Annotated in this window: 23 protein-coding genes; 6 read left to right on the forward strand and 17 right to left on the reverse strand. The window is 48.0% G+C overall.

Going from position 1 to position 25,623, the window contains the following annotated elements; all coding sequences use genetic code 11:
* Positions 1-20 precede the first annotated feature (20 nt).
* The 6 genes from priA to RF007C_RS03360 all read right to left on the reverse strand — a co-directional run bounded on the left by priA (position 21) and on the right by RF007C_RS03360 (position 7,233).
* Complete coding sequence (gene priA / locus RF007C_RS03335) at positions 21-2,471, reverse strand: replication restart helicase PriA (RefSeq protein WP_037297241.1); 2,451 nt, start codon at positions 2,469-2,471, stop codon at positions 21-23.
* Complete coding sequence (gene rpoZ / locus RF007C_RS03340) at positions 2,471-2,680, reverse strand: DNA-directed RNA polymerase subunit omega (protein ID WP_037297242.1); 210 nt, start codon at positions 2,678-2,680, stop codon at positions 2,471-2,473. Before rpoZ ends, priA begins: the two co-directional genes overlap by 1 nt.
* Positions 2,673-3,278, reverse strand: coding sequence for a guanylate kinase (gene gmk / locus RF007C_RS03345; RefSeq protein WP_037297244.1), 606 nt, complete (start codon positions 3,276-3,278; stop codon positions 2,673-2,675). The genes rpoZ and gmk overlap by 8 nt, the downstream gene beginning before the upstream one ends.
* Complete coding sequence (locus tag RF007C_RS03350) at positions 3,271-3,528, reverse strand: DUF370 domain-containing protein (protein WP_019679041.1); 258 nt, start codon at positions 3,526-3,528, stop codon at positions 3,271-3,273. Before RF007C_RS03350 ends, gmk begins: the two co-directional genes overlap by 8 nt.
* A gap of 5 nt (positions 3,529-3,533) precedes the next feature.
* Positions 3,534-4,412, reverse strand: a complete 879-nt coding sequence (locus RF007C_RS03355; protein WP_037297245.1) for a YicC/YloC family endoribonuclease — start codon at positions 4,410-4,412, stop codon at positions 3,534-3,536.
* Between the two features lie 238 nt (positions 4,413-4,650).
* Positions 4,651-7,233, reverse strand: coding sequence for a glycoside hydrolase family 48 protein (locus tag RF007C_RS03360; RefSeq protein WP_051456497.1), 2,583 nt, complete (start codon positions 7,231-7,233; stop codon positions 4,651-4,653).
* A 578-nt stretch (positions 7,234-7,811) separates the two neighbouring features.
* Between RF007C_RS03360 and RF007C_RS03365 the strand changes: the two genes are divergently transcribed.
* Genes RF007C_RS03365 through RF007C_RS03380 form a run of 4 tightly spaced genes read left to right on the forward strand, consistent with a single transcriptional unit; the run spans position 7,812 to position 12,485 of the window.
* Positions 7,812-8,846, forward strand: a complete 1,035-nt coding sequence (locus RF007C_RS03365) for an ABC transporter ATP-binding protein (protein ID WP_037297338.1) — start codon at positions 7,812-7,814, stop codon at positions 8,844-8,846.
* Between the two features lies 1 nt (position 8,847).
* Complete coding sequence (locus tag RF007C_RS03370) at positions 8,848-9,582, forward strand: ABC transporter permease (protein ID WP_019679037.1); 735 nt, start codon at positions 8,848-8,850, stop codon at positions 9,580-9,582.
* A gap of 6 nt (positions 9,583-9,588) precedes the next feature.
* On the forward strand, positions 9,589-11,115 hold the full coding sequence (locus RF007C_RS03375) for a Gldg family protein (protein WP_037297246.1): 1,527 nt from the start codon (positions 9,589-9,591) through the stop codon (positions 11,113-11,115).
* The gene (locus RF007C_RS03380) at positions 11,115-12,485 is read left to right on the forward strand and encodes a DUF4340 domain-containing protein (RefSeq protein WP_037297249.1); all 1,371 of its coding nucleotides are present in this window, start codon (positions 11,115-11,117) and stop codon (positions 12,483-12,485) included. The genes RF007C_RS03375 and RF007C_RS03380 overlap by 1 nt, the downstream gene beginning before the upstream one ends.
* A gap of 55 nt (positions 12,486-12,540) precedes the next feature.
* Here RF007C_RS03380 and RF007C_RS03385 read toward each other — a convergent pair whose 3' ends face one another.
* Positions 12,541-12,807 (reverse strand): sporulation transcriptional regulator SpoIIID, encoded by a 267-nt coding sequence (locus RF007C_RS03385; protein ID WP_019679034.1) that lies wholly within the window; start codon positions 12,805-12,807, stop codon positions 12,541-12,543.
* 195 nt (positions 12,808-13,002) lie between these two features.
* On the opposite strand from RF007C_RS03385, the gene RF007C_RS03390 reads away from it, so the two are divergent.
* Complete coding sequence (locus tag RF007C_RS03390) at positions 13,003-13,443, forward strand: SpoVA/SpoVAEb family sporulation membrane protein (protein WP_037297251.1); 441 nt, start codon at positions 13,003-13,005, stop codon at positions 13,441-13,443.
* Positions 13,444-13,996: 553 nt separating this feature from the next.
* Positions 13,997-17,524, forward strand: coding sequence for a pyruvate:ferredoxin (flavodoxin) oxidoreductase (gene nifJ / locus RF007C_RS03395; protein ID WP_037297341.1), 3,528 nt, complete (start codon positions 13,997-13,999; stop codon positions 17,522-17,524).
* A gap of 159 nt (positions 17,525-17,683) precedes the next feature.
* On the opposite strand, the gene RF007C_RS03400 is transcribed toward nifJ, so the two are convergent.
* The 10 genes from RF007C_RS03400 to malQ all read right to left on the reverse strand — a co-directional run bounded on the left by RF007C_RS03400 (position 17,684) and on the right by malQ (position 25,574).
* Entirely contained in the window at positions 17,684-18,112 is a 429-nt protein-coding gene (locus RF007C_RS03400; RefSeq protein ID WP_037297252.1) for a hypothetical protein, read from the reverse strand.
* A 21-nt stretch (positions 18,113-18,133) separates the two neighbouring features.
* Positions 18,134-18,565, reverse strand: coding sequence for a hypothetical protein (locus RF007C_RS03405; protein ID WP_019679030.1), 432 nt, complete (start codon positions 18,563-18,565; stop codon positions 18,134-18,136).
* Positions 18,566-18,576: 11 nt separating this feature from the next.
* Positions 18,577-18,783 (reverse strand): helix-turn-helix transcriptional regulator, encoded by a 207-nt coding sequence (locus tag RF007C_RS03410; protein WP_019679029.1) that lies wholly within the window; start codon positions 18,781-18,783, stop codon positions 18,577-18,579.
* Positions 18,773-18,907, reverse strand: coding sequence for a hypothetical protein (locus RF007C_RS18175; protein WP_275450835.1), 135 nt, complete (start codon positions 18,905-18,907; stop codon positions 18,773-18,775). Before RF007C_RS18175 ends, RF007C_RS03410 begins: the two co-directional genes overlap by 11 nt.
* Before the next feature lie 168 nt (positions 18,908-19,075).
* The gene (locus RF007C_RS03415) at positions 19,076-19,576 is read right to left on the reverse strand and encodes a hypothetical protein (protein WP_037297253.1); all 501 of its coding nucleotides are present in this window, start codon (positions 19,574-19,576) and stop codon (positions 19,076-19,078) included.
* 34 nt (positions 19,577-19,610) lie between these two features.
* On the reverse strand, positions 19,611-19,982 hold the full coding sequence (locus RF007C_RS03420) for a hypothetical protein (protein ID WP_037297254.1): 372 nt from the start codon (positions 19,980-19,982) through the stop codon (positions 19,611-19,613).
* A gap of 12 nt (positions 19,983-19,994) precedes the next feature.
* The gene (locus tag RF007C_RS03425) at positions 19,995-20,504 is read right to left on the reverse strand and encodes a hypothetical protein (RefSeq protein ID WP_019679025.1); all 510 of its coding nucleotides are present in this window, start codon (positions 20,502-20,504) and stop codon (positions 19,995-19,997) included.
* Between the two features lie 228 nt (positions 20,505-20,732).
* A complete protein-coding gene (locus RF007C_RS03430; RefSeq protein ID WP_037297257.1) occupies positions 20,733-23,078 on the reverse strand; it encodes a glycogen/starch/alpha-glucan phosphorylase in 2,346 nt (781 codons plus the stop codon).
* A 14-nt stretch (positions 23,079-23,092) separates the two neighbouring features.
* Positions 23,093-24,088: a hypothetical protein gene (locus tag RF007C_RS03435; RefSeq protein WP_037297259.1), complete on the reverse strand. Its 996-nt coding sequence runs from the start codon at positions 24,086-24,088 to the stop codon at positions 23,093-23,095.
* Between the two features lie 13 nt (positions 24,089-24,101).
* Positions 24,102-25,574 carry a 4-alpha-glucanotransferase gene (gene malQ / locus RF007C_RS03440; protein WP_037297262.1) on the reverse strand — a complete coding sequence of 491 codons (1,473 nt, stop codon included), beginning with the start codon at positions 25,572-25,574 and terminating at the stop codon, positions 24,102-24,104.
* Positions 25,575-25,623: the final 49 nt, after the last annotated feature.

Below are 25,623 nucleotides of genomic sequence, written 5' to 3' on the forward strand. Positions count from 1 at the left end.
TTTTCAGTTCCTTTTGCCTTTCAGACGCCCACATCGCCGTTCATATCGGCATAGAGGGCTGTAGTTTTCATTTCTTTGAGCTTTGCCGACTCTGTGAGGATACCGCTTATGAATCTCCTCATCTCGGCAGTGTTTTTGCATTTCATTATTATCCTGTATCGGTACCTGCCGTTTATCCTGCCGTAAGAGCAGCGCACAGGTCCCAGTACCCTTACGGGTGTTTTCGGCTGAAGCTCCCTGAGCCTTTCGTTCATAAGCTTCAGTACCGCTTCCGCGCCCAGTCTTACAGATATGTCCTCATTTCCCGAAAAGCAGAAGATGCACATATCGCACAGAGGCGGGAATATCATTGCACGGCGGATGGCTATCTCTTCATTGTAGAAGCCCTTATAGTCCTGAGCCGCCGCAAGGTTCATGATATAATGCTCGGGAATAAAGGTCTGGAGGACCGCCCGTCCTCTGCTTCCGCCGCGGCCTCCCCGTCCCACCACCTGAGTGATAAGCGAAAAGGTACGCTCATAGCTGCGGAAATCCCCTGCGTACAGAGCCTTATCCACTGACAGGACTCCCACCAGCGTGACATTGGGAAAATCAAGTCCCTTGCCTATCATCTGGGTGCCTATCATTATATCATACTTTCCCTCACGGAAGTCCGTGAAGTTCTTCTCGTAAGAATACCTTGAGAAGGTGGTGTCAGCGTCCATGCGAAGCACACGCGCCGACGGGAAGAATGTGGAAAGCTCCTCCTCCAGCTTCTGGGTTCCGAAGCCCATATTCTTCAGTCTTTCCGAGCCGCAGGACGGACACACCGTCACGGGCTCGCTGACGTAGCCGCAGTAGTGGCACATCATTTTGTTGTTTTTCTTATGGTAGGTCAGAGGCACCGAGCAGTTGGGGCAGTACACAGGCTGATAGCAGTCACAGCAGCTTATAATGGTATGATAGCCTCTCCTGTTCAGCAGCAGTATGGTCTGCTCGCCGTTTTTCAGGTTAGCGCTTATCTCCGCTGCAAGTCTGCGGCTGAATTCCGTGCGGTTGCCCTCTCCGCGCTCAAGGTTCATATCAACTATGCTCACCTCAGGCAGCGGTGCGTTCTGATACCTTTCCTTCATCTCAAGGAGCCTGTACGCTCCCCTTTCGGCGAGGTAATAGCTCTCGATGGAAGGCGTTGCCGAAGCCAGCAGCAGCACCGAACCGTGGTACGCACAGCGCTGCTTGGCTATATCGTGAGTGGTATATCTCGGAGAGCTGTCCGATTTATAGGAGCGCTCTCCCTCCTCATCTATAATTATGAGGCCTATATTGTCAAGGGGAGCGAAAACAGCGCTTCTCGTACCGATAACGATGTCAGCGTCTCCCCGTTTTATTCTCTTGTATTCGTCAAGTCTCTGACCGTGGGAAAGTCCGCTGTGTATAACAGCGACTCTCTCGCCGAACATCGACCTGAAGCGTTTGAGTATCTGCGGTGTGAGTCCTATTTCGGGTATCAGCAGCATTGCCTGTCTGCCCGACTTCACCGTATCGTCTATGAGCTTTTCAAATACCGAGGTCTTTCCGCTTCCTGTCACTCCGTGAAGCAGGAATACCGCAGGCTTTCTGTCGGCGATCTGAGCATAGACCGCGTCGCGGGCTTTCTGCTGCTCCTCGGAAAGTACTATATCCTCGGGAGATCTCGCTTCATCGGCAAGATCCTCGACTTTTCTCAGTACCTCCGCTTCGTACTCCTCGGCTGCTCCGTTTGCGCAGAGGCGCTTTATGACAGCCTCGGTAATGCCGCACATATAGGCAGCTTCCTTTACCGCAGCAGCGCCGTATTCCGCAAGGAAATCCGCAGCTTTTTTCTGCTTTGGAGTAAGGTCGAATTTCTCGGGAGAACTCATATACCTATCGGTGAGACGCACCATCCTGACAGCCGCATCGCCCACAGCCTGCCTGAAGACGTTGTCCGAGTCCAGGGCACCTGCGTCGCAGAGCTCGTCGGGAAGCCTCCTGCCGTTATCGAGGATATGCTGTCCGATAATATCATTGAGGGAAGCGCTGTCGGAAGCACAGCAGAGTGTTTCCAGGAACCGGGCTGCATCCTCGCTGAGGGACGATATATCCGTGAAATTCTTAACAAGCCTGAACGTCTCTTTGGCGCTCACGCTCATTGCAGGCGGAAGCATGGTCTTTACCGCATCAAAATAAGTACAGAAGGTCTGTTCGCGCAGATAAAAGGCAAGCTGAAGAAGCTCCCCGGATATAACAGGCTTCTCATCCACAAGGGACACGATGGATTTCAGTCCCTTTGAACTGCCCTCCGAGAGCTTCATAACAACACCTATCCTGCGCTTGTTGCCTCTGCCGAAGGGAACAAGCACCCGACAGCCGCAGGCAGCAGCTGCCGCAAGCCTTTCGGGGACGGCATAGCTGAACAGCATATCAAAGGAATAGGCTGTCCCGCTGACTGCGGTCTCCGCAATAAGGGGCATTATTCGGCGTTCTGCGGAACTGTGCTTACTATCTTGCACTTGCCGCTGGCAAGCTCCTCAACGGCTGTCTTTACGGGTTTTTCCTCAAGAGTCTCGCCGTTCTGATAGAGATCCTCCGAGATCTGTCTTGCACGCTTCGCAACTGCGATAACGAGCGAATAGCAGCTCTCGTTCTTTGTGATGATCTGATTTACTGCAGGTCTAAGCATTTTTCAACACCTCTTCTATAATATCGCCCGAAAACTCCTGTTTAAGCTGTTCTGCACGTATTACCGTGAAGAAATCGCTGACAGCGTCCTCAAGGGCGTCGTTGACTATGACGTAATCGTATTTTTCAGCCTGTGAGATCTCCCATGCAGCCTTGGATATACGCTCCTCGATGACCTCGTCGGTCTCCGTGCCGCGTTTTTTGAGTCTGCGTCTGAGCTCTCCGATGGAAGGCGGAACTATAAAAACAAATATGGCATCGGGACGCTTCTCGCGCACCTTCATAGCACCTTGAGGCTCTATTTCCAGTATAACGTTGAGTCCCTGCTCTATCCTGCCGTCCACCTCGCTGACAAGTGTACCGTAGAGATTGCGGCAGTATTCAGCGTGCTCGATGAACTTGCCGTCAGCGATGCGCTGCTCGAAGTCCTCACGGGTGAGGAAGTGATAATTCACACCGTCCTGCTCACCCTCACGCGGAGCTCTTGTAGTTGCCGATACAGATACCGCAAAGCGCTCGTCCTTGAGTATCTCTGCCAGCATAGTGCCCTTTCCGCAGCCTGAAGGAGCGGAAAATACAATAAGTCTGCCTTTATTCATCGTCGTCAGATCCTCCCGATCCGTTTATTCTTGAAGCAAGAGTCTCGGTGATAAGTGACGACAGTATGATATGACCGCTGTCCATTATCATCACGGCTCTTGTTTTTCGTCCGTAGGTAGCGTCCACAGCTCTTCCGTCGTCGCGAGCCTCCTGAACAAGGCGCTTTATAGGCGCTGATTCAGGGCTGACCACGGCAACTATCCTCTCTGAGGATACCATATTTCCGTAACCTATATTTATGAGCTTCATGGCGATTACTCTATATTCTGGATCTGTTCGCGGATCTTCTCGATCTCTGCCTTCATATCAACAACTACCTTTGTGATATTGAGATCCTGAGCCTTTGAACCGATGGTATTTACCTCGCGGTTCATCTCCTGAACGATGAAGTCCAGTTTTCTTCCCACTGCCTCATCGCCTGCAAGCATATTCTCCAGCTGAGCGATATGGCTCCTGAGACGTACAGTCTCCTCGTCGACTGCTATCTTTTCAGCAAAAACGGCAGCCTCGGTGATAACTCTCTGATCGTCTATGTCCTTGCCCTCAAGAACCTCGCTGAGCTTCTTGTAGAGCCTGTTCCTGTAATTTTCAACGGTCTTGGGAGAGAGCTCCTCGACCTTTGCGACCATGCCGAGGATCCCCTCAGCCTTATCGGTAATATCCTTTTTAAGGCGCTCGCCTTCAACGGAGCGCATTTCAACGAAACGGTTTATAGCCTCCGAAGCCACATGGGAAACATCGTCCCACACCTGTTCCTCGTCGTCGGGAGTTTTCTGGATATTGAATATATCCGGAAGCTTCATGAGCTTTGAAAGTGTGATATCGTCCTCGACGCCCAGCTCGTCGGCAATGCTTCTGAGTGCGTTGACATAGCCTTCTGCGGCGCCCTTATTTATAGCGATCTCGGTATCTTTACCCTCGATATTATTGATAGTTACAGAGACCTCTACCTTGCCGCGGGATATGCTGGTTTTCAGGAGCGCCTTCAGCTTTTCGTCGATATAGCTGAAGGTTCTCGGAACTCTTGACGAATACTCGTAATATCTATGATTTACGGAACGGATCTCCACAAGGATGTCTCGTCCGTTAAGTATTTGCTGCGCTCTTCCGTAGCCTGTCATACTTCTAAGCACCTTATCGCCTGCTTTCTGAGAGATATTTTTTTGCATAAATATGCTATTATAATATTATAACATATTTTTATAGATAATGCAAGCTTTTTTCAGAAAATATTGGGGCAAACGCCTCTTGCCCGAAGGCGTCTGCGCCAAGGCCTTCCTCTGCTGCAAAAGCACATATCAAAGCCCCGTATCCGCACAAAAAAGCTGCACGGATAAACCGTGCAGCTCTGTTATACATTATAACTCAGACTTAAGCCTTTGTAGGATCGAGAGAAGCAATCTTCTTAAGGAGATACTCCTGGATCTTTACAGCGTCATCGCCTGTGAGGCCCTTTGTAGATGTATCAACATCTGCATTTGCCTGGCCCTGCTTTGTAAGAGGCTTAGCAGCTGTGCCGCCGATGCCGTACTTGTTGGGGTTAGCAAGTGACTGCATGATGAGGATAGCGTCTGCAAGGTCAACAGTTCCGTCACAGTTAGCATCGCCCCAGAGTGTAACAGTAACGTCGCCGCCACCCTGTGTAGTTGTTGTTGTTATAGGAGCTGTTGTAGTTGTTGTTGTTGTGGTTGTTGTGGTTGTTGAAGAAGTTGTACTTCCGCTATAAGGATCAACCTCAGGGAAGAGGAGTGCCATTGTACCATAAGATACAACTGCATCACCGGCGTGCCAGAATCTGTGATACTGGAACTCGTAGTCTGAGATATCAACCTTGCCGTCACCGTTGTTATCTGTACCTTCGCCTTCGTGGTACTTCTTAGCTTCCTGCCACATCTTATCCTTCTCATAGCTCTTACGGATCGATGAGAATGTAGCGCCGGGCTCAAGCTTAGAACCGTCAGGCATTTCGCCCTTGTAGTAATCAGGGATATAAACCTTCTGATCGAATACTCTCTTAAGGCTGGGGTTATGATCGGTAAATGTAATACCGATATCATCACGGCCCTGCTCATACTGGTATGTGAGGAGCTTGTTAGCGAGTAAGAGAGCCTTCTCTTCAACAGTTGTACCCTCTTCCTGAGAATACTTAGGATCTACGCCCTTAGCCTTTGCATAGTAGATAAGTGTATTACAGAGTGAGGATACGCATCCAACGTCTCCCTGTCCGTAACCGCCGATCGTGCAGTGGAGTTTGCTGTTAGCAGTCTCGCTGTATGTACCTGACCATGTATCAGGTGTGCATGTGTAGTCTGTATCATTTGCACCCCAGTCAAGAGTTGAAGGAATACAATATGAGAAGTGATTGCCGTCCTTATCATCATAGTCGAAGTGAGTATTCTCTTCGAACCAGCCGATCCATCTGCTGAGGAGCTTGTCGAGAGCAACATCGAGATCGAGTCCGCCGTACTTCTGGCCGGACTTATCGCCGTCCTTTGTTACATAGTAATAAAGCTCTGCAAGACGCTGAGTTGACCATACCTGGTTACCGATCCAGTGGTTTGAACCAGGATCTGCGTATACAGGATGAGGAACGTAAGCCATTTCATAGAATGTAGCGTGGCCTGAAGGATAAGTCTCATAACGGCCTCTCCAGCTGTTTGTACAACCACCAGCGAAAGGACCTTCCTGAGACTGGAGCCACTGATACATTTCGATCTGTCTCTTGAGAGACTCAGTATAGTCGTCAGATGCCTTGCTTGACTGCATACCGGCATTGATATCCTTATCATAAAGGAGTGCGTAAGCAGCAAGAGGATTCTGATAGAACTGATGTGAGTGTGAGCAGCCGATCTGCCATGCCCATGAATAGTTGCCGTATGAAGCCTTGAGAGCTCCGCCCCAAGCTGTATACCAAGCCATGAGGAAGTGCTGTGACTTCAGGCCTGCAGTCGGGCTTGTAAGTGTAACAGAAGGAGAGATCTCCTTATAGTACTTATCAAACATATCGTTACGGCACTGGTCACCCATCTTACCTGCGAGAGCAGATACGGATGAATCGCCTGCATTGTAGTAGTTTGCAAATGCAACAGCCTGGATAGCACGATCCTCAGCGTCAGGAGCATTTGTGAAGGAGTACTGTGAAGGAACCTTGTCCTTACCGTTGAAGATAGCCTTGATACCGTTACCGTTATTCTGATCAGTGCTCTCCATACCCCACTTAAGCTCTTCAAGACAAGGAGCAGGAACTGTCTCGAAACAAGACTCCTGTTCACCTCTCTGGAAGGTGTTGATGAAAGTAAACTTACCCTCACCCTTTGTGCCCTTGCTGAAGCCATACCAGTCGTCAACGTCAGCCAGCCAGTTCATGAGGTAGTAGCCCTTATCGCTGCCGTATGCAGACTTGAATGTCTCGAACAGAGGATTTACAGCCTCAACATCAGGCTGCTTTGAAGGATACTCTTCGGGAGTGTCACACTCTTCAGCAACGTCAGCCTTGAGTCTGTCGAGCTTCCAGATTGACTCATACTCGATGTCAGTTCTGTTTGCAGCCTTTGACCAGCCGGGGATCATAGCTTCCATTGTGTTCCAAGCCTTCTTCAGATCGCCTGCAGAACCGCTTATAACGCCCTGCTTAGCAAGAACATCGTGCATAGCAGCCATCCATACGATGTATGACATAGCCTCTGATGTTGTCTCGTGACCGTAGTCAGGAGCCTCAACGATAAATGTTTCTACTGAATGGTAAGGAATACCGAAGCCTGAACCGTTATTCTGCTTGCTGAGGTAGCCGTTCTGCTCACCGTTTGTTACAACATCTTCATAAAGAGATGAGAACATTTCAGCATAGCTGGGTGCTTTTGTAGCAGCTGAAGCCATAGAAGGCATAACTGCTGCTGCGGACATTGCAGCTGCAAGAACGCTTGCTGCGAGAGCCTTATTCTTTTTGCTTATCATTTGTTTTTACCCCTCTCATAATAGTATAGTGGTTAAAAAAATGGATGATCAGTCTTCTATTATAATAGAAGACGCATACGAAAATACTTCGTACACTGTGTGCATTTTCACGCAGACTGCACACAATTCTCAAACTATTTTCAAGATAATTATATTCCACATTTCACTTTGTGTCAACAGTTTAAGATGTTTTACCATTTGGCCAATGTCATTTTTGGTGCAATGCACACAATAACAAAACCTTTTTTGTACATTTTGTCCACCCGAAAAATCCATGTTTTCCGCCATTTATGAACGAGATATTAACACGTTTCAAAGTCAAACAAAATGCTGAAACATTCATCGCACCAACAATTATCTTTCACCAAACCCTCACACATTGGCTATAATATTTACCGTAACAGGTACACACGTTATGGTATGTCTTCTTGCCCCTCTTGCGTTGAATTAACATTATATTCATATTTTGTTCATTATGCGTTAATGTTATTCTGCGATAATAAAACAGTATGCTATAATGAGATAATAGCATCTTGTTTTTACCTTATTTTTGATTTATGATCGGAAAGGAGCAGCTCATGATTACTATTGAAAATCTTACGAAATATTATGGCAACAATCGTGCCGTCAATCATATAAGCTTTACAATAAATGATAATGAGATCCTTGGATTTCTCGGGCCGAACGGCGCGGGCAAATCCACTACCATGAACATGATCGCAGGTTACCTGCCCATGTCCGACGGCACCGTGACCATTTACGGCGCCGACATCACCAAGGAGCCAGGAAAGGCCAAGCGCAACATAGGCTATCTTCCCGAGATACCACCCGTGTATCCCGATATGAAGGTAAAGGAGTACCTCTCATTCTGCGCAGGTCTCAAGAGAGTTCCCCGCGGAGAAAGAAAAAACGAGATCGAACGCGTAATGAAGCTTCTCAAGATAAAGGACGTGGAAGGCAAGCTCATACGCAACCTCTCAAAGGGCTATAAGCAGCGTGTGGGCTTTGCACAGGCACTCCTGGGCAATCCCAAGTTCCTCATCCTTGACGAGCCCACAGTCGGACTCGATCCCAATCAGGTTGCCGAGGTCCGCGCTATAATCAAGGACCTCAAAAATGAACATTCGGTAATATTCAGCTCACATATTCTCAGTGAGGTAAGCGCTATCTGCGACAGGGTAGTCATCATCAACAAGGGCGATATCCGCGCCATAGATACCATCGAGAATCTTGAAAGATCCTTTGTGAATTCTCTTGTGCTCCATCTCAAGGTCAAGGGCAGCAAGTCAAAGACAGCCTCTATCATAGAGACCACAAAGGGCGTAAAGGAGATCACCTCCATCGATGACGAAGGCAATGATATCTATTCCTTTACAGTACAGCTGGAAGGCGATGCCGATGCCATCAGAGACAGTATCATGGACGACTGCCTCAAAAACCACGTAAGCATCATTGAGATATTCACGGACAAGCCCAATCTCGAAAACGTATTCATCGAGCTCATAAACCGTCCAGTAAAGAAGTCGGGACTTCAGGAGCTCCTTGACGAAACTCCCGATGAGTCCGAGGCTGATGCCGAAGACCAGGGCGAAGAAGAAAAGGAGGAAGAGTAATATGTTCCCTATTTACAAAAAGGAGCTGCAATCCTTCTTTTATACTCCCTTTGCCTATGCAATGGCAGCTCTCTTCATGCTGCTGTTCTCGCTGAGCTTCTCGACAGGTATCGCACAGATCGAGGAAACCAATACCTGGGCATTCTCCTTCACGGAAATGTTCTATTCCGTAATCCTTTACTTTATCTTCCTCATTCCTATCCTCACCATGAGAACATTTGCGGATGAGCGCAAGAACGGCACAGAGGTACTGCTCATGACCTCTCCCGTAAGCACAGCCAAGATAGTTATCGCAAAGTTCCTTGCCAACATAACCGTATACCTCTTCATGCTGGCAGGCACTGTGGTATTCCCCATAATCACCTCCATGAAGGGCGAGGTAGTTGTCAGCCAGCTCATATGCGCATACATAGGCATCTTCTGCTGGGGAGCAATGTATATCGCACTGGGTATGCTCATCTCCTCCTTTATGGAAACACCCGTTATCGCCGCTATCGTAGGCGAGGTCATCATGTTCGGACTGCTCTTCGTGGACGACCTTGCGAATACTCCATTCATCTCACAGTACCCGAAGCTTCAGTCTGTTATCTACGCATTTGCCGCACAGCCAAGATTTGCTTACTTCTCGGAGGGCTTCATACGTCTTTCGGATCTGGTGTTCTTTGCCTCGGCTATAATCGTTCTTCTCGTATGGACCTACATAACCATAGAGAAAAGACGCTGGAACAGGGGGTAAGCTGATATGAAAAAGAAAAAACTCAATCTTTCGGGTGCATTCGCCTTTATACTCGCTGTCCTCGTGCTTCTCATATTCGTACCGATAAACCTTATCGTAAGCTACTACGACAAGGGCTTTGATATGACTCCTTCAAAGAAGTACACTCTCAACGATAAGACAGTAAAGCTCATAAACGACAACTCCGACAAGGAGATAGACCTTTACTTCCTTTACAAGCTGGAGAAATTCAAGAAGGCAGAGGCTTCAGAGCTTCTCCCCCTTTATCACACACTCACACAGCTTGACGAATTCGACAATATTAATCTCACCTGCTTCAACCCCAATGAGAACGCAGCTCTCACGAAGGAACTGGATCCCAACAATATCCTCTCCCTTGAAGCCGGTGATCTTGTAGTAAAGTGCAACAACGTAAGCAAGAAGATTGCTCATGGCAAGTTCTTCCAGGAGAATCAGTCAGGCGTCCGCGAATTCGCAGGCGAAGCTCTTATCGACTCCGCTATCGCTACCTGCGCCAGCGGTTCACTTCCTGCTATATACTTCCTGACAGGCCACGGCGAAAAGTCCATCGATGGAAATCTCTCGTCATTCGCATTACAGCTCAAGGCCAAGGACTACGACGTGCAGGAGCTCGATCTTGAAAAGGAAGGCAGCATCCCCGCCAATGCAAAGATCATTTACCTTGTAGCTCCCCAGAAGGATCTGACTGAAAAGGAAAAGGACATCATCCTGGACTACGCCGAGAACGGCGGAGCGATCTCATTTCTTCTTGATCCCTGCGAAACAGAGGGACGCTTCTACAATATAGAAGCCGTAATGGAATACTTCGGACTTATCCTCGATTATAACATCGTTACCGAGACTTCCCGCGCGAATATGCTCGATGACAGAGAATACACACAGAACGAGAACTACTTCCGCGTTGAATATCCCGCAGGAAGCCAGTACAACAGTGAGTTCACACAGGATCTCACCTCAGACCTCAATTATCTTATCTCAAAGGGCGATTATGTTGCAGGTATAGCATATCCCAGAAGCCTTACCGAGATCCCGGAGGACAGCTTCCCCGGAGCAGCTTATACAGAGCGCTCGTCCATAATAAAGAACATCTCCACCACTAACGCAGAGACGGGTGAGACAGGCTATACCACCGCCAGCAAGTCCATGGGCGGCGACGAAGTAACAGCTCAGCAGGCTGATGATTATCTCACGGGAATGGCGCTGGACTTCGGCTATTATTCCTACAACAAGGAATCCAACGCAAAGATGTTCGTACTCGGAACCTCGGCACCTATAGACAACGATCTTCTGAACGTAGACGTCTCCGGTACACAGACTCTTACACTTTTCAGCAACACATGGCTCTACGACGCCGACGTACAGTTCGGTGTTGAAAACAAATTCAATTCCTACGACAAGATGACCTTCAGGGACGCAGGCGAAGCAAAGACAGTCATGGCAGTAGTCTATGTGATACCGCTTATCATTGCAGGCATAGGCGTAGCAGTATGGCTTAAAAGGAGACATTCCTGATGAAAAAAGCAATAATCGCACTTGTTGCCATGATCATTGCCGCAGGCGGCTCTGTGGGAGCCTATGTGGCAGTAAAGCACAACAAGGACAAGGAAAAACAGCAGGTAAAGGAGCAGCTGGCAGACAATGTGCTGTTCAGCTTTGATCCTTACAGCCCCACACAGATAGAGTTCAGCAACAAAAATGAAAAATACATCGCTCAGACCGACGGCGAGACATGGACTCTCAGCAGCGGTGAATTCCCTGTAGACCAGGATTACTGCAAGCTCATCTGCGTGTATCTTTCAGACCTTAAAGCAGAGACGAATTACGGTCCCATCACCGATGAAAAGCTGAAGATGTACGGACTTGACGATCCCGATACCATCAGCGTAACAGCTCCCTCGGGCACACACACCATCAATATAGGCGACCTCAGCCCTATGGGAGACTATTACTACGCCACAGTAGAAGGCAAGGAAAACATCTACGCCATCGAATCCATGAAGGGAAGCGTACTCAGGATAGACAGGCTCCTGCTCAAGAACAAGATGCTTGTCCCCTATTCCGCACACGACATCAAGGAGCTCACCATCACCAAGGAAGGCAAGACGGTTTGTCATCTCAGCTATGACAAGGACGCCGACAAGTGGTCGCTCCCCGAAGAATATGATATGCTGGGCACTGATAATACCCGTGTTTCAGCTGTTATCAGCACTTTTGTCCGCCTGGAGGCAGACGAGATGCTGGACGAGAATCTCACTGATCTTTCAAAGTACGGATTTGACAAGCCCTATGCCGAAATAGACGTAAAGGGCATCGACAATTCCGAAAGACATATCACCATTGCCGTGAATGAAGACGAGCCCACCTACTGTCTGGCTCTCATGGACGACGGTCAGGTAGAGCGCTATTACAGATCTGATCTGGACATAGTAGACAAGGAGCCCTTCAACTACATAATCAAGAACAAGATCGTTGCAGCTTATCAGGATACCAATAAGTTCAGCGTAAAGTTCAACGGCAACGAAGACACCTGCGAACTCGATCTTGCGAATTCAAAATGCGTATACAACGGCAAGAAGGCAGACATTGCCTCAGTCGAAATATATTCGGCATTCAACAACTTCTTCAACTCCATATCCATTCTGGAATATTCGGGAACCGACATCAACGCAGCTCCCCGGCTGAAGGATCCCGTATTGTCGGCAGAATTCGAGACAAAGGAAGACGGCACAAAGAAGCTTGACCTTGTCAAGGGCGACGACGGACGCTGTTACGTATTCCTTGACGGAAAGTACAACGGCGGCTATGTTGACGAAACAGTGCTGACAGGAAGAAATTCCATAAGCGAATTCTACATAAAGTTCAAGAAGCTGGCAGACCTGTAAAAAAGCAAAGCCCGGAGGCAGTAATGTGCTGCTTCCGGGCTTTATTCATGCCCTGTTATTTTCTGCGCCGGCAGGCGATCTCCGCATATTTCATTTTTGTAGCAAGTCCGCCGCGGATATGGCGTTCCTGCTTGTTTATCTCAAGAATATCCTTGACTCTGCGAAAAAGCTCGGGATCCTCGCCGCGGAGCTTTTCGCTTACATCCTTATGCACCGTACTTTTGGAAATGCCGAATTTTTTTGCTGCACCGCGGACAGTAGCGCGGTTCTCAGCTATAAACCTGCCGAGCATGACCGCCCGTCCCTCAGGCTGCTCCTTCATTCTATCACCTCTTTACATAGCATTTATTAATATATATGTAAAGAAACGGAAATAGATGATACGGCGGATAACAAATCAGCCTTTACCGAAGTTATGCAGCGCCCGAATACATCAGGCGCCCTTCATATTTCAGATCATGATCTTTCGTATAACGCAGCAGTATCCGCACATAATACTTTAAAAGGAGCTGATGCAATGAAGATCACACCGGAATTATACAGCGATATGACACGGCAGACTTCCCCGAAGTCCGACCACAGAACCAATCTGACAGCTGCATTTCTTACAGGCGGAGCCATATGCGCCCTCGGACAGATAATACTCTCAGTACTTGAAGCATACGGACTTGAACGCACAGAGGCAGGCACATGGACATCCATAATACTTGTGGGGATAAGCTCGATCTGCACAGGCCTTGGCTGGTACCAGAAGCTGGCAAAGCTGGCAGGAGCAGGCACTCTTGTGCCTATAACAGGCTTTTCCAACGCCATAAGCTCCTCTGCCATCGAAGCCCGTTCCGAGGGACCTGTGCTCGGCGTAGGCGCAAAGATATTCACCATAGCGGGACCGGTGATACTCTACGGCTGCTCTGCCGCTGCAGTTTACGGAATGATATACTGGTTTTTCAGTCGTTGAACGCTATTATAATGCGTAATCAATTGTATCGGCTTACGCCGGCAGATTACGAATGACAATGTGCAGCATCACGCTGCAAAAAAATAAGCAGGGCATATGCCCTGCTCGTCTTAGATAAACAGATGAAAATAAATATGTGTAGAACAAAAGAAAGGAGACAACAAAACGAGTGTTAATAATTAAGAATTATTTAACACTATAGTTATTATACAGTATTTAAGCCTTTACGTCAAGCAAATTCACGCACTTTTGTAAAATTGCACAAGTTTAGCACGAAATACTACAGCATTTTTCATAACATACTCTTTCAAAATACTGACAAGTGTATAAATTTGGTACAGCAATATACGCAAAATGCTTCAGATCATCTGCTATATAGGCAAATTGCCAAAAAAACGCCTGATAAATTCGTAACAATGCAGCAAAAAAAGTGTTTACAAAAAAACAGATTTATGGTATAATTATTCTCAGTAGTTATATATGGTTAACGCTTATCCCGTTAAGCATTTCTATAACCCATTATAAATCTTTCAGGAGGTATATTCCTATGGCAATCAAAAGAAAAATGAAAACAATGGACGGTAATAACGCCGCCGCATATGTTTCCTACGCCTTCACGGAAGTTGCCGGTATCTATCCGATCACACCTTCCAGCCCGATGGCAGACTATGTTGATCAGTGGTCTGCTCAGGGTGTCAAGAACATTTTCGGCACAACCGTTAAGGTTGAGGAGATGCAGTCTGAGGCTGGTGCAGCCGGTACTGTTCACGGTTCTCTGAACGCTGGTGCTCTGACCACAACCTATACTGCTTCTCAGGGTCTGCTCCTCATGATCCCGAATATGTACAAGATCGCCGGTGAGCTGCTTCCCTGCGTATTCCATGTTTCTGCACGCTGCGTTGCTTCTCACGCACTGAACATTTTCGGTGACCACTCCGACGTTTATGCTTGCCGTCAGACCGGTTTTGCAATGCTCGCTGAGACCAACCCGCAGGAAGTAATGGATCTTGCTGCTGTTGCTCATCTTGCTACTATCAAGAGCCGCGTTCCTTTCATCAACTTCTTCGACGGTTTCCGTACATCCCACGAGATCCAGAAGATCGAGACATGGGATTACGAGGATCTGAAGGAAATGTGCGATATGGATGCTGTAAAGGCATTCCGTGACCGTGCTCTTAATCCTGAAAATCCGACAATGCGTGGTTCTCACGAGAACGGAGATATCTTCTTCCAGCACCGTGAGGCCTGCAACTCCTACTACGATGCTGTTCCCGCAATCGTTGAGGAGTACATGGGCAAGGTAAATGCTAAGCTCGGCACTGACTATAAGCTCTTCAATTACTACGGTGCTCCCGATGCAGAGCGCGTTATCGTTGCAATGGGTTCTATCTGCGACGTTGCTGAGGAAGTTATCGACTACCTGAACAAGAAGGGTGAGAAGGTCGGTATCGTTAAGGTCCGTCTGTTCCGTCCTTTCTCAGCTGAAAAGCTCGTTGAGGCTATCCCTGCATCCACAAAGACTATCGCTGTCCTCGACAGAACCAAGGAGCCCGGCTCTCTCGGTGAGCCTCTCTACCTCGATGTAGTAGCAGCTCTTAATGCTACAGGCAGAAACGGTATCAAGGTTATCGGCGGCCGTTACGGTCTCGGTTCCAAGGATACTCCTCCTGCATCTGTATTTGCTGTATATGCAGAGCTGGCAAAGGCTGATCCCAAGCCTCAGTTCACACTGGGTATCGTTGACGATGTTACAAATCTCTCACTGGCTGAGGAAGACGCTCCCAACACAGCAGCAGAGGGCACTATCGAGTGCAAGTTCTGGGGTCTCGGCGGCGACGGTACCGTTGGCGCAAACAAGGACTCAATCAAGATCATCGGTGACCACACTGACAAGTACGTTCAGGCATACTTCCAGTATGACTCCAAGAAGACAGGCGGTATCACTATTTCCCACCTGCGTTTCGGTGATAAGCCTATCAAGAGCCCTTACTACATCAACAAGGCTGACTTTGTTGCCTGTCATAACCCGTCCTACATACTCAAGGGCTACAAGATGGTCAACGACGTAAAGCCCGGCGGTGTATTCCTTATCAACTGCCAGTGGAAGCCCGAGGAGCTCGATCAGCACCTCACAGCTGACACAAAGCAGTATATCGCAAAGAACAATATCCAGCTCTATCTGGTTAACGCAATAGACCTTGCTCAGGAGATCGGTCTTGGCAAGCGTACAAACACCATTCTCCAGTCTGCATTCTTCTCACTTTCAAAGGTTCTCCCTGAGGCTGAGGCAATCGGCTACATGAAGGAGAAGGCTCAGAAGTTCATGAAGAAGGGTATCGAGATCGTTCAGATGAACGAGAAGGCTATCGACGCAGGCGCAAATGCTTATGTCAAGGTAGATGTTCCCGCTGAGTGGGCAAACGCTGTTGATAATTCCGCACCTGCTAAGCTTGAGGGTGCAGAGAAGCTCGTCAAGATGGTTGACGGCATCATGAACCCCGTTGGCAAGATGCTCGGCGATACACTTCCTGTTTCTGCATTCACAGATCACGTTGACGGTACATTCGAGCAGGGTGCTGCTGCATACGAGAAGCGCGGAGTTGCAGTTATGGTTCCTGAGTGGAATCCTGAGACCTGCGCAAAGTGTAACAAGTGTGCATTTGTTTGTCCTCACGCAACTATCCGTCCTTTCGCTCTGACAGAAGCTGAGGCTGCTGCTGCTCCCGAGAACATCAAGATCGCTCCCAAGCCTATCGTAAAGAGCGATTATAAGTACACTCTTGCTGTTTCCGCTATGGACTGCATGGGCTGCGGCGTATGTATCGGTGTCTGCCCCACAAATTCTCTCAAGATGGTTTCCAGAGAGTCACAGGAGTCACAGCAGGCAGTATTTGATTACTGTGTTGCAAAGGTTGCAGAGAAGACAGACGTTGCAACAGACGCTACTGTTATCTCCAGCCAGTACAAGAAGCCTCTCCTTGAATTCTCAGGTTCATGCGCAGGCTGTGCTGAGACTTCATATGCAAGACTCATCACTCAGCTCTTCGGTTCAAGAATGTATATCTCCAACGCAACAGGATGTTCTTCAATCTGGGGCGGTCCTGCTGCAACTTCACCTTACACTGTTGATGCAAACGGCCACGGTCCTGCATGGGCAAACTCACTGTTCGAGGACAACGCTGAGCACGGTCTCGGTATGTATCTCGGTCAGAAGGCAATCCGTGAAAGACTCATTGAGGAAGTCAAGGAAATTGCTGCAAGCGACAAGGCATCTGCAGAGGTAAAGGCTGCTGCTGATGAATACCTCGCAACCGTTAACGACGGTGCAAAGAATACAGCTGCAACAGCTGCACTCGTTGCTGAGCTCGAGAAGTGCGCTGACAAGTGCGATGCTTGCGCAGATATCGTTGCAAACAAGAACTACCTCTCCAAGAAGTCTGTATGGATCTTCGGCGGCGACGGCTGGGCTTATGATATCGGCTTCGGCGGTCTTGACCACGTTCTCGCTACAGGCGAAGATGTAAACATCATGGTATTCGATACCGAGGTTTACTCAAATACAGGCGGACAGGCTTCCAAGTCCTCTAACATCGGTCAGGTAGCACAGTTCGCAGCAGCAGGTAAGGCAATCGCAAAGAAGCGTCTTGCTGATATCGCTATGAGCTACGGCTACATCTATGTTGCACAGATCGCTATGGGTGCTGACATGAACCAGACACTCAAGGCAATCAAGGAAGCTGAGTCTTATCCCGGACCTTCACTCATCATCGGCTATGCACCTTGTGAGATGCACTCCATCAAGGGCGGTATGACTAACTGTCAGGCTGAGATGGAGAAGGCTGTTAAGTGCGGCTACTGGAACAACTTCCGTTATGATCCTCGTCTGGCTGCTGAGGGCAAGAACCCCTTCCAGCTCGATTCCAAGGCTCCTACAGAGTCTTATCAGGACTTCATCATGAATGAGGCTCGTTACAGCGCACTCACACGTTCGTTCCCCGATCGTGCTAAGGATCTGTTTGCTAAGGCAGAGAAGACTGCTGCTAATCGTTACGAGTACCTCACAAAGCTCGCTGAGAAGTAAGCAGCGTGACGCTGCACTCGTCCACGTTGACGCTCGTAAACTCGCTCACTCTCTGCAAAACGGATAGTCTGCTTTCGCTTACAGTGGTTTAACGTGAATCATGCACATACGAATATAATAAAACTCCCCGATACGAACAGGTATCGGGGAGTTTTTGTTTTACATCTTTTTATTGAAATACACAAGTGAACCGAGGTAAATTATGATATATACACCCATAGCAGCACCAAGAGTCCAGTAGACAGTGGTATTTATGTATGACGCGGCAATAGTGGATACACCGAGAACGAATAAAGTGAACAGCGAGGTAAAGTTCCCTGCCTTCCGCTGGACGGCGATGGTTCTTTCGTCGGTATTGCGTACATACCATTGCTTCAGGGCTGTATCGTCCTTAACGGCTTTTCTCATTGTCAGTATATTCATTATAAGCACGGTTATACCGCCCACAAAAAAGCCGAAATTTGTCTCTCCCTTGAGCACGCCCTGCCCCTCAAGCACCTGAAGAACGACCAGTGCGATCAGCAGTAACGCAGCCAGTATCCAGTATATAACGATCTTAGTTTTGAGTTTTTTTCTGCAATTTTCCATAATTATCCTCCTTTGCTCCCTTTACATTTTCTTTCTGTAATAAGCGTTTACGAGAACAGTTATGATAGTACTTGCAGTCATTTCAATAAACAGAGCAGTGCTCACTGTCTTACTGAAAAAACCTGTTACCAAAACAGCAAGTCCCGTAGCCGCAAGACAGATGACAGATGATGTACGCATAGTCTCTTTGGAGATCTCTATATTGCGCTCATCAGTAGACTTTATGTACTCAGCCTTCAGCTTATCTTCATTGCGGAGCAGTATCAGATACTTTATCATCAGAATTGCCGCAACTGCTACTATACCAGTATAAATACCCGTTATCATGCCCCGTGAATAGTCGGGAACATCTTTGATAAGCTGTTTAAGTCCCCAGTATATTACCGAACCCGAGCCGCAGAACATAAGACATAAATAAAATCTTCTCTGAATTTTTTTCTTGAAATTTTCCATAATAATTCTCCTTATAAATTCTCCTCGCCCTCGAAAATGAACAGCTCCTCGATAGTAACGCCGAAGAACTGTGCTGCCTTATGGGCCAGCGTGAGGGAAGCGTTGTATTTTCCGTTTTCAAGTGATATAATAGTCTGCCGCGTGACTGCCAGAGCGTCCGCCAGCTCCTGCTGTGTGACCTTTCGGGCCTTTCGCAGCTCCTGAATTTTATTTTTCATGATCTTTCTCCTTATCCTTGCCAATATCACTATAAGCCATAACAAATGCAAGCACAACACTGACTGCGACCCACGGCAGTGCCGCATCAAAAAAGACCTTAAAATCATTTATTACCCCAAACATTAAATTACCTCCTTCAATGTAAAGTGCGCTTTACTTATCCTGCAACTATAGTATAGCACGCTTTACATTTTTTGTCAAGCTCGCTTTACATATTTTTATATTTTAACAAACAAAGCCTCCCTGACATCAAGTCAGAGAGGCTTGTATTTGCGAAAAACTCCGTCATCATCAGTTATCAGCGCACTCTTTCATCTGTTTCCTGTATTTTCTCCTCTTTATTATATAGAGCAGCTGCCAGAAAATGATCACAGGGAATACAGGAATAATGACACTTAACAGAATAAAACCGTACCACACAAACGTGCTGACGAAAGCATCTATGCCGTAACTCGTAGAAAGCATGAAAGTAAAGCCTTCCGACATACTGGCTGCGGAAGCTGCTGTCAGCATTGCAAAGGGTATGAATGACAGTATGAAGCTCCACTTATAAAGCTTTGATATGGGCTTCTTTCCTGCTTCGATACGTTTTCTCAGCCACCATGAGACAAGTATCGCCATTATCCCGAAAAAGGAAACAATGAACAGCAATGCCAGCACCGTAGTAAGACTATCGAACATATGATAGTCGAGCTCTATGTCCAGTTTCTTCCACCTGTACAATACATCGGCTGCGAATATAACGGTCATAACGCTGAACAGTATCAGCAGGATCTTTTCATATTTTTTCATAATCCTCCCCCCCCTATAAATATAAGTTGTTATTTTACAGCCAATAGATCAGAAGCACACCGCAAAGGCCGATGCTCTGCACTATGGGACACAGGAAGGTCACCAGCGGCAATGCACTGTCTACTCTGTAAGCTCCTGCCTTTGCAGTAAGAGGAGCATACAGCAGTCTTGCAGCGATGGCGTCAGCGCCCATCATCACGGGATAGAGAACGATAGGATTGAAGAACAACACCCTGACGACCACTGCACCTGCGGTATCCATGAACTTATCAAAGCCGCTTCCTGTTTCCTCCTTCGGAAACATCACAGGCAGCGAAAGGACAAACAGCACAGCGTACAGCGAAACGATTATTATACCTGCAATAAAAGTACCTTTCAGCCATTTCGGTATCGTATTGTTATTCATAATATCTCCTCCTCAGGACAGCTCTGCCGAAGCAGCTGCCTTTGCCTTTTTTCTTCCGATTATCCATTTTGTGATATAAAAAACCTGCCAGAAGATGCAGAACGGGAACACAGGTATGATACAGAAGATCAGTCCCATGATAACAAATGCGCCGCTGAAGCCGCTCCAGCCGTAATAAACGCCCCACAGGAAACGGAATCCGTATTCGCTGCAATAGATGCAATAGCCCAGCAGAAGCAGGAACGGTATAAAGGAACAGTAAAACGAGATCCTGTACAATCCGGAGACTTCCTTCTTGCCTTTAAGCTTGCGCTTGCGGAAAACATTTATCATAAGCACCGCTATCTGACAGAAAATGCTGAGCAGAAGTATCACACCGAAGGGTGTAATATATGCTAATCCGAAATAATCAGGCAAAGGTGAACGAAAGCCGTCCATAAACGCATTTACCATACTTCTGATTATGTATGTCATTATACCTGCTGCCGAGATATAAAGGGTGATCTTTTCAGCCTTTTTCATAGTACCGCCTCCTTTGTTATCTTAATAATACACTATATACCGTGATATTAGTAGATGTCGGTTGTCACTTTCACAGTGACATCTGTCACTAAAAAGCACCCGTACCTGTGATTATCCACAAATACGGGTGCTGTAATTTGTATAAAAAGCAGAAACAAAAAATATTTTTTCTGAATTTCAATGATTTTCCGTTGAAAAAACGCTTTTTTTGCCTCACTTATGAAGTGCTTATCTTATACCCCAGATATTCTCGGCATAGTCCGCAATAGTCCTGTCAGAGCTGAACTTACCTGCATTGCACATATTCAGCCACTGCCTGCGTGCAAAAGCAATTCTGTCCGCGCTGTAGTCGCCTATGCAGCGGAGCTTGGTCTCAACGTAGTCCCTTATATCTCCAAGGAGGTAATAATGATCTGGAGCGTGCCAGCTGGCACCGTCAAGGAGAGCCATATACAGCTCGCGGAAATCGCCGCTGCCGCCGTCGGAAACAATTCCGTCGATAAGGGAGGATACTACCCTGCGTATCATATCGTCGCCTGCAAATACACTTCTGCTGTCGTATTCGGGAACTATCTTCTCCAGCTCCTCAACACGGGCGCCGAAGATGTAATTGTTCTCCTCGCCTGCCTCCTGAACTATCTCGATATTAGCACCGTCATAGGTTCCGAGAGTCACAGCGCCGTTGAGCATCAGCTTCATATTGCCGGTACCGCTTGCTTCAGTACCTGCTGTGGATATCTGCTCCGAGATATCAGCAGCCGCCACAAGCTTTTCGGCATATGATACATTGTAGTTCTGCACGAACACAACCTTGATAAGATCACGGGTATCGGGATCTTCCGAGACTACCCTGCCCACCTCGTTGATGAACTTGATTATAGCCTTGGCACGGCGGTATCCGGGAGCGGATTTAGCTCCGAAAATGAAGGTAGTCGACTTGAAATCCTTTATACTGCCGTCCTTGATGCCGTAGTATATCCACAGTATAGAGAAGGCATTGAGAAGCTGTCTCTTATACTCATGAAGGCGCTTTATCTGTATATCGAAAACAGACTCCGCGTCGATGTCAATGCCGTCGTGAGCCTTGATGAAGTCAGCCAGCTGCTGCTTTTTAGCCTGCTTGATATCAATGAAGCGGCGGAGCACATTCTCATCGTCGGCGTACTTTGCAAGCTCCTTCAGCCTGTCAAGGTCGTTTATCCAGTTATCATCCCCGAGAAGCTCCGTGATATACGCAGACAGCTCCCTGTTGCAGAGTGCTATCCAGCGGCGCTGGGTAATGCCGTTGGTCTCGTTGCGGAAGCGCTGGGGATAAAGGCTGAACCAGTCGGAAAGAACAGTGTCCTTGAGTATCTGAGTGTGTATCTCCGCAACACCGTTGATGTGGCTTGAAGCATAGCAGGCCATATCTGCCATATGGATAAGATCGCCCTTGATTATCTTTATGCGGTCTGTCTTTTCTCTGGGAACGTTTGCAGAATACATATCCGCCATAAGCGCTTCATTTATCTGTATGATTATAGCATAGATCCTCGGGAGAAGCTCCTCCACAAGGTCTGTGCGCCACTTTTCCAGAGCCTCCTGCATAACGGTGTGATTGGTATAGTTGAATATCCTCTTTGCCATTTCAAGGGCTTTCTCGAAGGTGTAGCCCTCATTGTCCACCAGCTGCCTTATGAGCTCGGGGATAGAGATAACGGGATGAGTATCGTTGAGCTGAACCGAGATATAGTCCGCTAAATTATCGAGAGTACCGTATCTCGCCTTGTGCTTTCTTATTATATCCGTCAGTGAAGCGCAGCTGAAGAAGTACTGCTGCTTCAGACGCAGCTTCTTGCCCTCATCGGTGTCGTCGTTGGGATAGAGCACGCGGGAGATATCCTCAGCGAATATCTTTTCCTTTGAAGCTTCAAGGTAGTCCTGCTTGTTGAACACATCGAAGTCGAACTCCTTAACAGGCTCGGCCTGCCATAGACGGAGCGTTCCCACGTTCTCGGTACGGAAGCCGAATACAGGCATATCGTAGGGCACAGCCTTAACGGTCTGACCGCTGTACTCAATGAGGACAGTGTCCTCGTCGCAGCGCACCGACCACGGATCGCCGTATTTTGTCCAGTCGTCGATGTCCTCGCGCTGGAAGCCGTCAACTATTGACTGCTTGAAAAGTCCGTACTTGTAGCGTATGCCGTAACCGTCAAGTGGAAGTCCTAAAGTTGCGGCACTGTCAAGGAAGCAGGCAGCAAGTCTGCCAAGGCCGCCGTTTCCGAGAGCAGCGTCCTCTATCTCCTCAAGGTCTGCAAGGTCAAGTCCAAGCTCTTTGAAAGCTGCGTCCACCTCGTCGTATATACCGAGGACCAGCAGGTTATTGTATACCGCTCTTCCCACAAGGAACTCCATGGAAAGATATGCCCCGCGGCGCTTTGAAAGATGCTCCTGACGGGCATTGCTCCAATGCTCCGCGAACATCTCCATGACTGTCTTTCCAAGTGCGTCGTGAAGCTGCTGAGGCGTTGCGCTCTTTATATCCCTTGGAAGTCTCCCCGTGAATTTCTCAACAAACGATTTCTTATCCATTTCCCCCTGCTCCTTTAATTTATTAATTTTGAAGTTATTCCTTGGGGATATCCCTCAATGATATCATCAAGGCGATCGTAATCCTCCTGTGATACCTGCTCCACATGAACCTGCAGGATATACCCGTACTCTCCGGGATAACCGTCGCCTCTGCGGGGGCTGTAAGCCCTCATATCATCGGAGACCTCCATTCCTTCCGCGACAAGCAGCCAGCAGAACACATATCCCTTGTTATCCGCCAGAGCCTGTCGGAACTCTTCATATGTCATATCGGCAGGACTTTCAAAGGGCAGTTCACCACAGCCCGCTCTTGCCTCTATAAAAACCTTTCCGCCGGGAACAAGCTTTTGCAGCGAGCCTGCTGCTTCATTTTTGAGCTGATCCCAGTAATGGGTATATAAATAGGTGTCATGGGTTATATTATCTGTGTTTTCTTTGATACGCGCCTCAAAGTAAATGCCGTCACTGCCCTTTAAGGTATAGACCACATCAAGGGGCTCGTTGGGATCGCGTTTGACCGGGATAGTAGTTCTCGTACCGTCATCGTTAAGTATAGTCTTAGGCCATGACTCCCAGCAGAGGTTTCTGGCAAAGACTTCAAAATCCCTGCCGTATTTCCCTCTCAGCTTCTCAAGTCCGTTCCACTCAGCCTCGGGTATCTCCTCAGCGCCCCCGGGACCATCAACCGTGTAATGCTTTACGGGAGCAGGTGCAGCAGCCTCTGTTGCAGCCGGCTTGTCCGTTGAAGCCTTCGTTGCTGAAGCCTTCGTTGTTGAAGCAGCTTTTGTCGTTGCAGCAGTGGTTTTGGAAGCAGTGGTCTTTGCAGTAGTTTTTGCAGTAGTTTTTGAAGCAGTTGTTTTCGCAGTTGTTGTTTCGGCAGTCGTCTCTGCTGTACTTGCAGTCACATCGCTTGCTTCAACTGCGGCGTTTTCTTTTGAAGTCTTTTCTGAAGCACCGCAGCCTGTAAGCATAATTGCTGACGTCATTGCTATAATAAGTCTTTTTTTCATTTTTATACCTCACTTATCTGTTGTACATCCTGTTCAGCCTGCGTATCTTCTTTGCCAGCTCGGCTGTGAAGTCCGTCTTCTGGGTGCGGAACTGCCAGTTGCCGCCCAGTGTGGACGGTGTATTCATCCTGTCCTCTTTCGGACTGTCGAGGAAGTCCTGTATCTGTGCTACTGCCACCATAGCCACGCTTCCCCATGCCGAGCGGATCATTGCTGAGGGTATATCCTTTTTCTTCCTGACGCTGAGGTACTTCATAGCAAATTTCAGCGACTTCTTGTCAAGAGTCCCACCCCAGCCGTTCAGTGTCTCGTTATCGTGAGTACCTGTGTATGCGTAATAATTGGTACTGCTGTAGTTATGGGGCAGGTACTCGTTCTTGCCGTCGGAGAAGCCGAACTGAAGCACCTTCATGCCCGGGTATCCGCACTTATCCAGCATTTCCCTCACCTCGGGAGTGATGAAGCCCAGATCCTCGGCGATTATATCCAGCCTGCCCAGCTTTTCCTCGGCAAGCCTGAAAAGCTCGTAATTCGGTCCCTTCTTCCACTCTCCAACCGTAGCGTCCTTGTTGCCGAAGGGGATAGAGTAATAGCTCTCAAAGCCGCGGAAGTGGTCTATGCGTACTATATCGTAAAGCTCCGAAGCAGCTTTTATGCGGTCTATCCACCATTCAAAGCCTGTCTTTTTATGGTAGTCCCAGTTATATAGCGGATTGCCCCAGAGCTGTCCCAGAGGCGAAAAATCATCGGGAGGACAGCCTGCCACAGCTATTGGACGCCGCTTCCTGTCAAACTGGAAAAGCTTCGGCGAAGCCCATGCCTCAACGCTGTCAAGGGCACAGTATATGGGAATATCGCCTATTATCTCTATGCCGCTGTCATTGGCATATTTTTTCAGTTCCTTCCACTGTCTGCTGAACTCGTACTGAACGAATTTATTGAAGCCGATGTCCTTTTTCAGCTCCTTTTTCGCAGCTGCCACAGCCTTTGTACGGTGCATGGAGATATCCTCGTCCCATTCATACCAGGGCTTGCCGTCATAACGGAATTTCAGAGCCATAAAGAGAGCGTAATCCTCCAGCCAGCTCTTGTTCTCGTCGCAGAACTTCTTGTACTCGGGGAATCTGGCAGGCTTGAAGCGTGCATAGGCGATACGCAGCACATCGAAGCAATGGTCATAGAGGAGACTGTAATCCACCTTATCCGCAGCGCTTTCCCAGTCGAAGGCAGCAAACTCATGGTGTTCGAGAAGACCGTCCGCCTCCAGCACCTCAAAATCTATGAAGTAGGGATTTCCCGCCTTGACCGAAAAGGACTGATAGGGCGAATCCCCGTAGCTTGTGGGAGAAAGGGGCAGTATCTGCCAGCATTTTACCTCTGCGGACTTCAGGAAGTCCACGAACTCAAAGGCAGCTCTTCCCATCTTGCCTATACCGTATTCAGACGGCAGGCTGGATATGTGCATCAATATACAGCTTTTTCGCATTTTCTCATCTCCGTTTCAATATTACTGTATAATCACTGTAAAACCGCCG

Origin of the sequence: Ruminococcus flavefaciens 007c, assembly GCF_000571935.1 — a bacterium.
Taxonomy (GTDB): Bacteria; Bacillota; Clostridia; order Oscillospirales; family Ruminococcaceae; genus Ruminococcus; species Ruminococcus flavefaciens_F.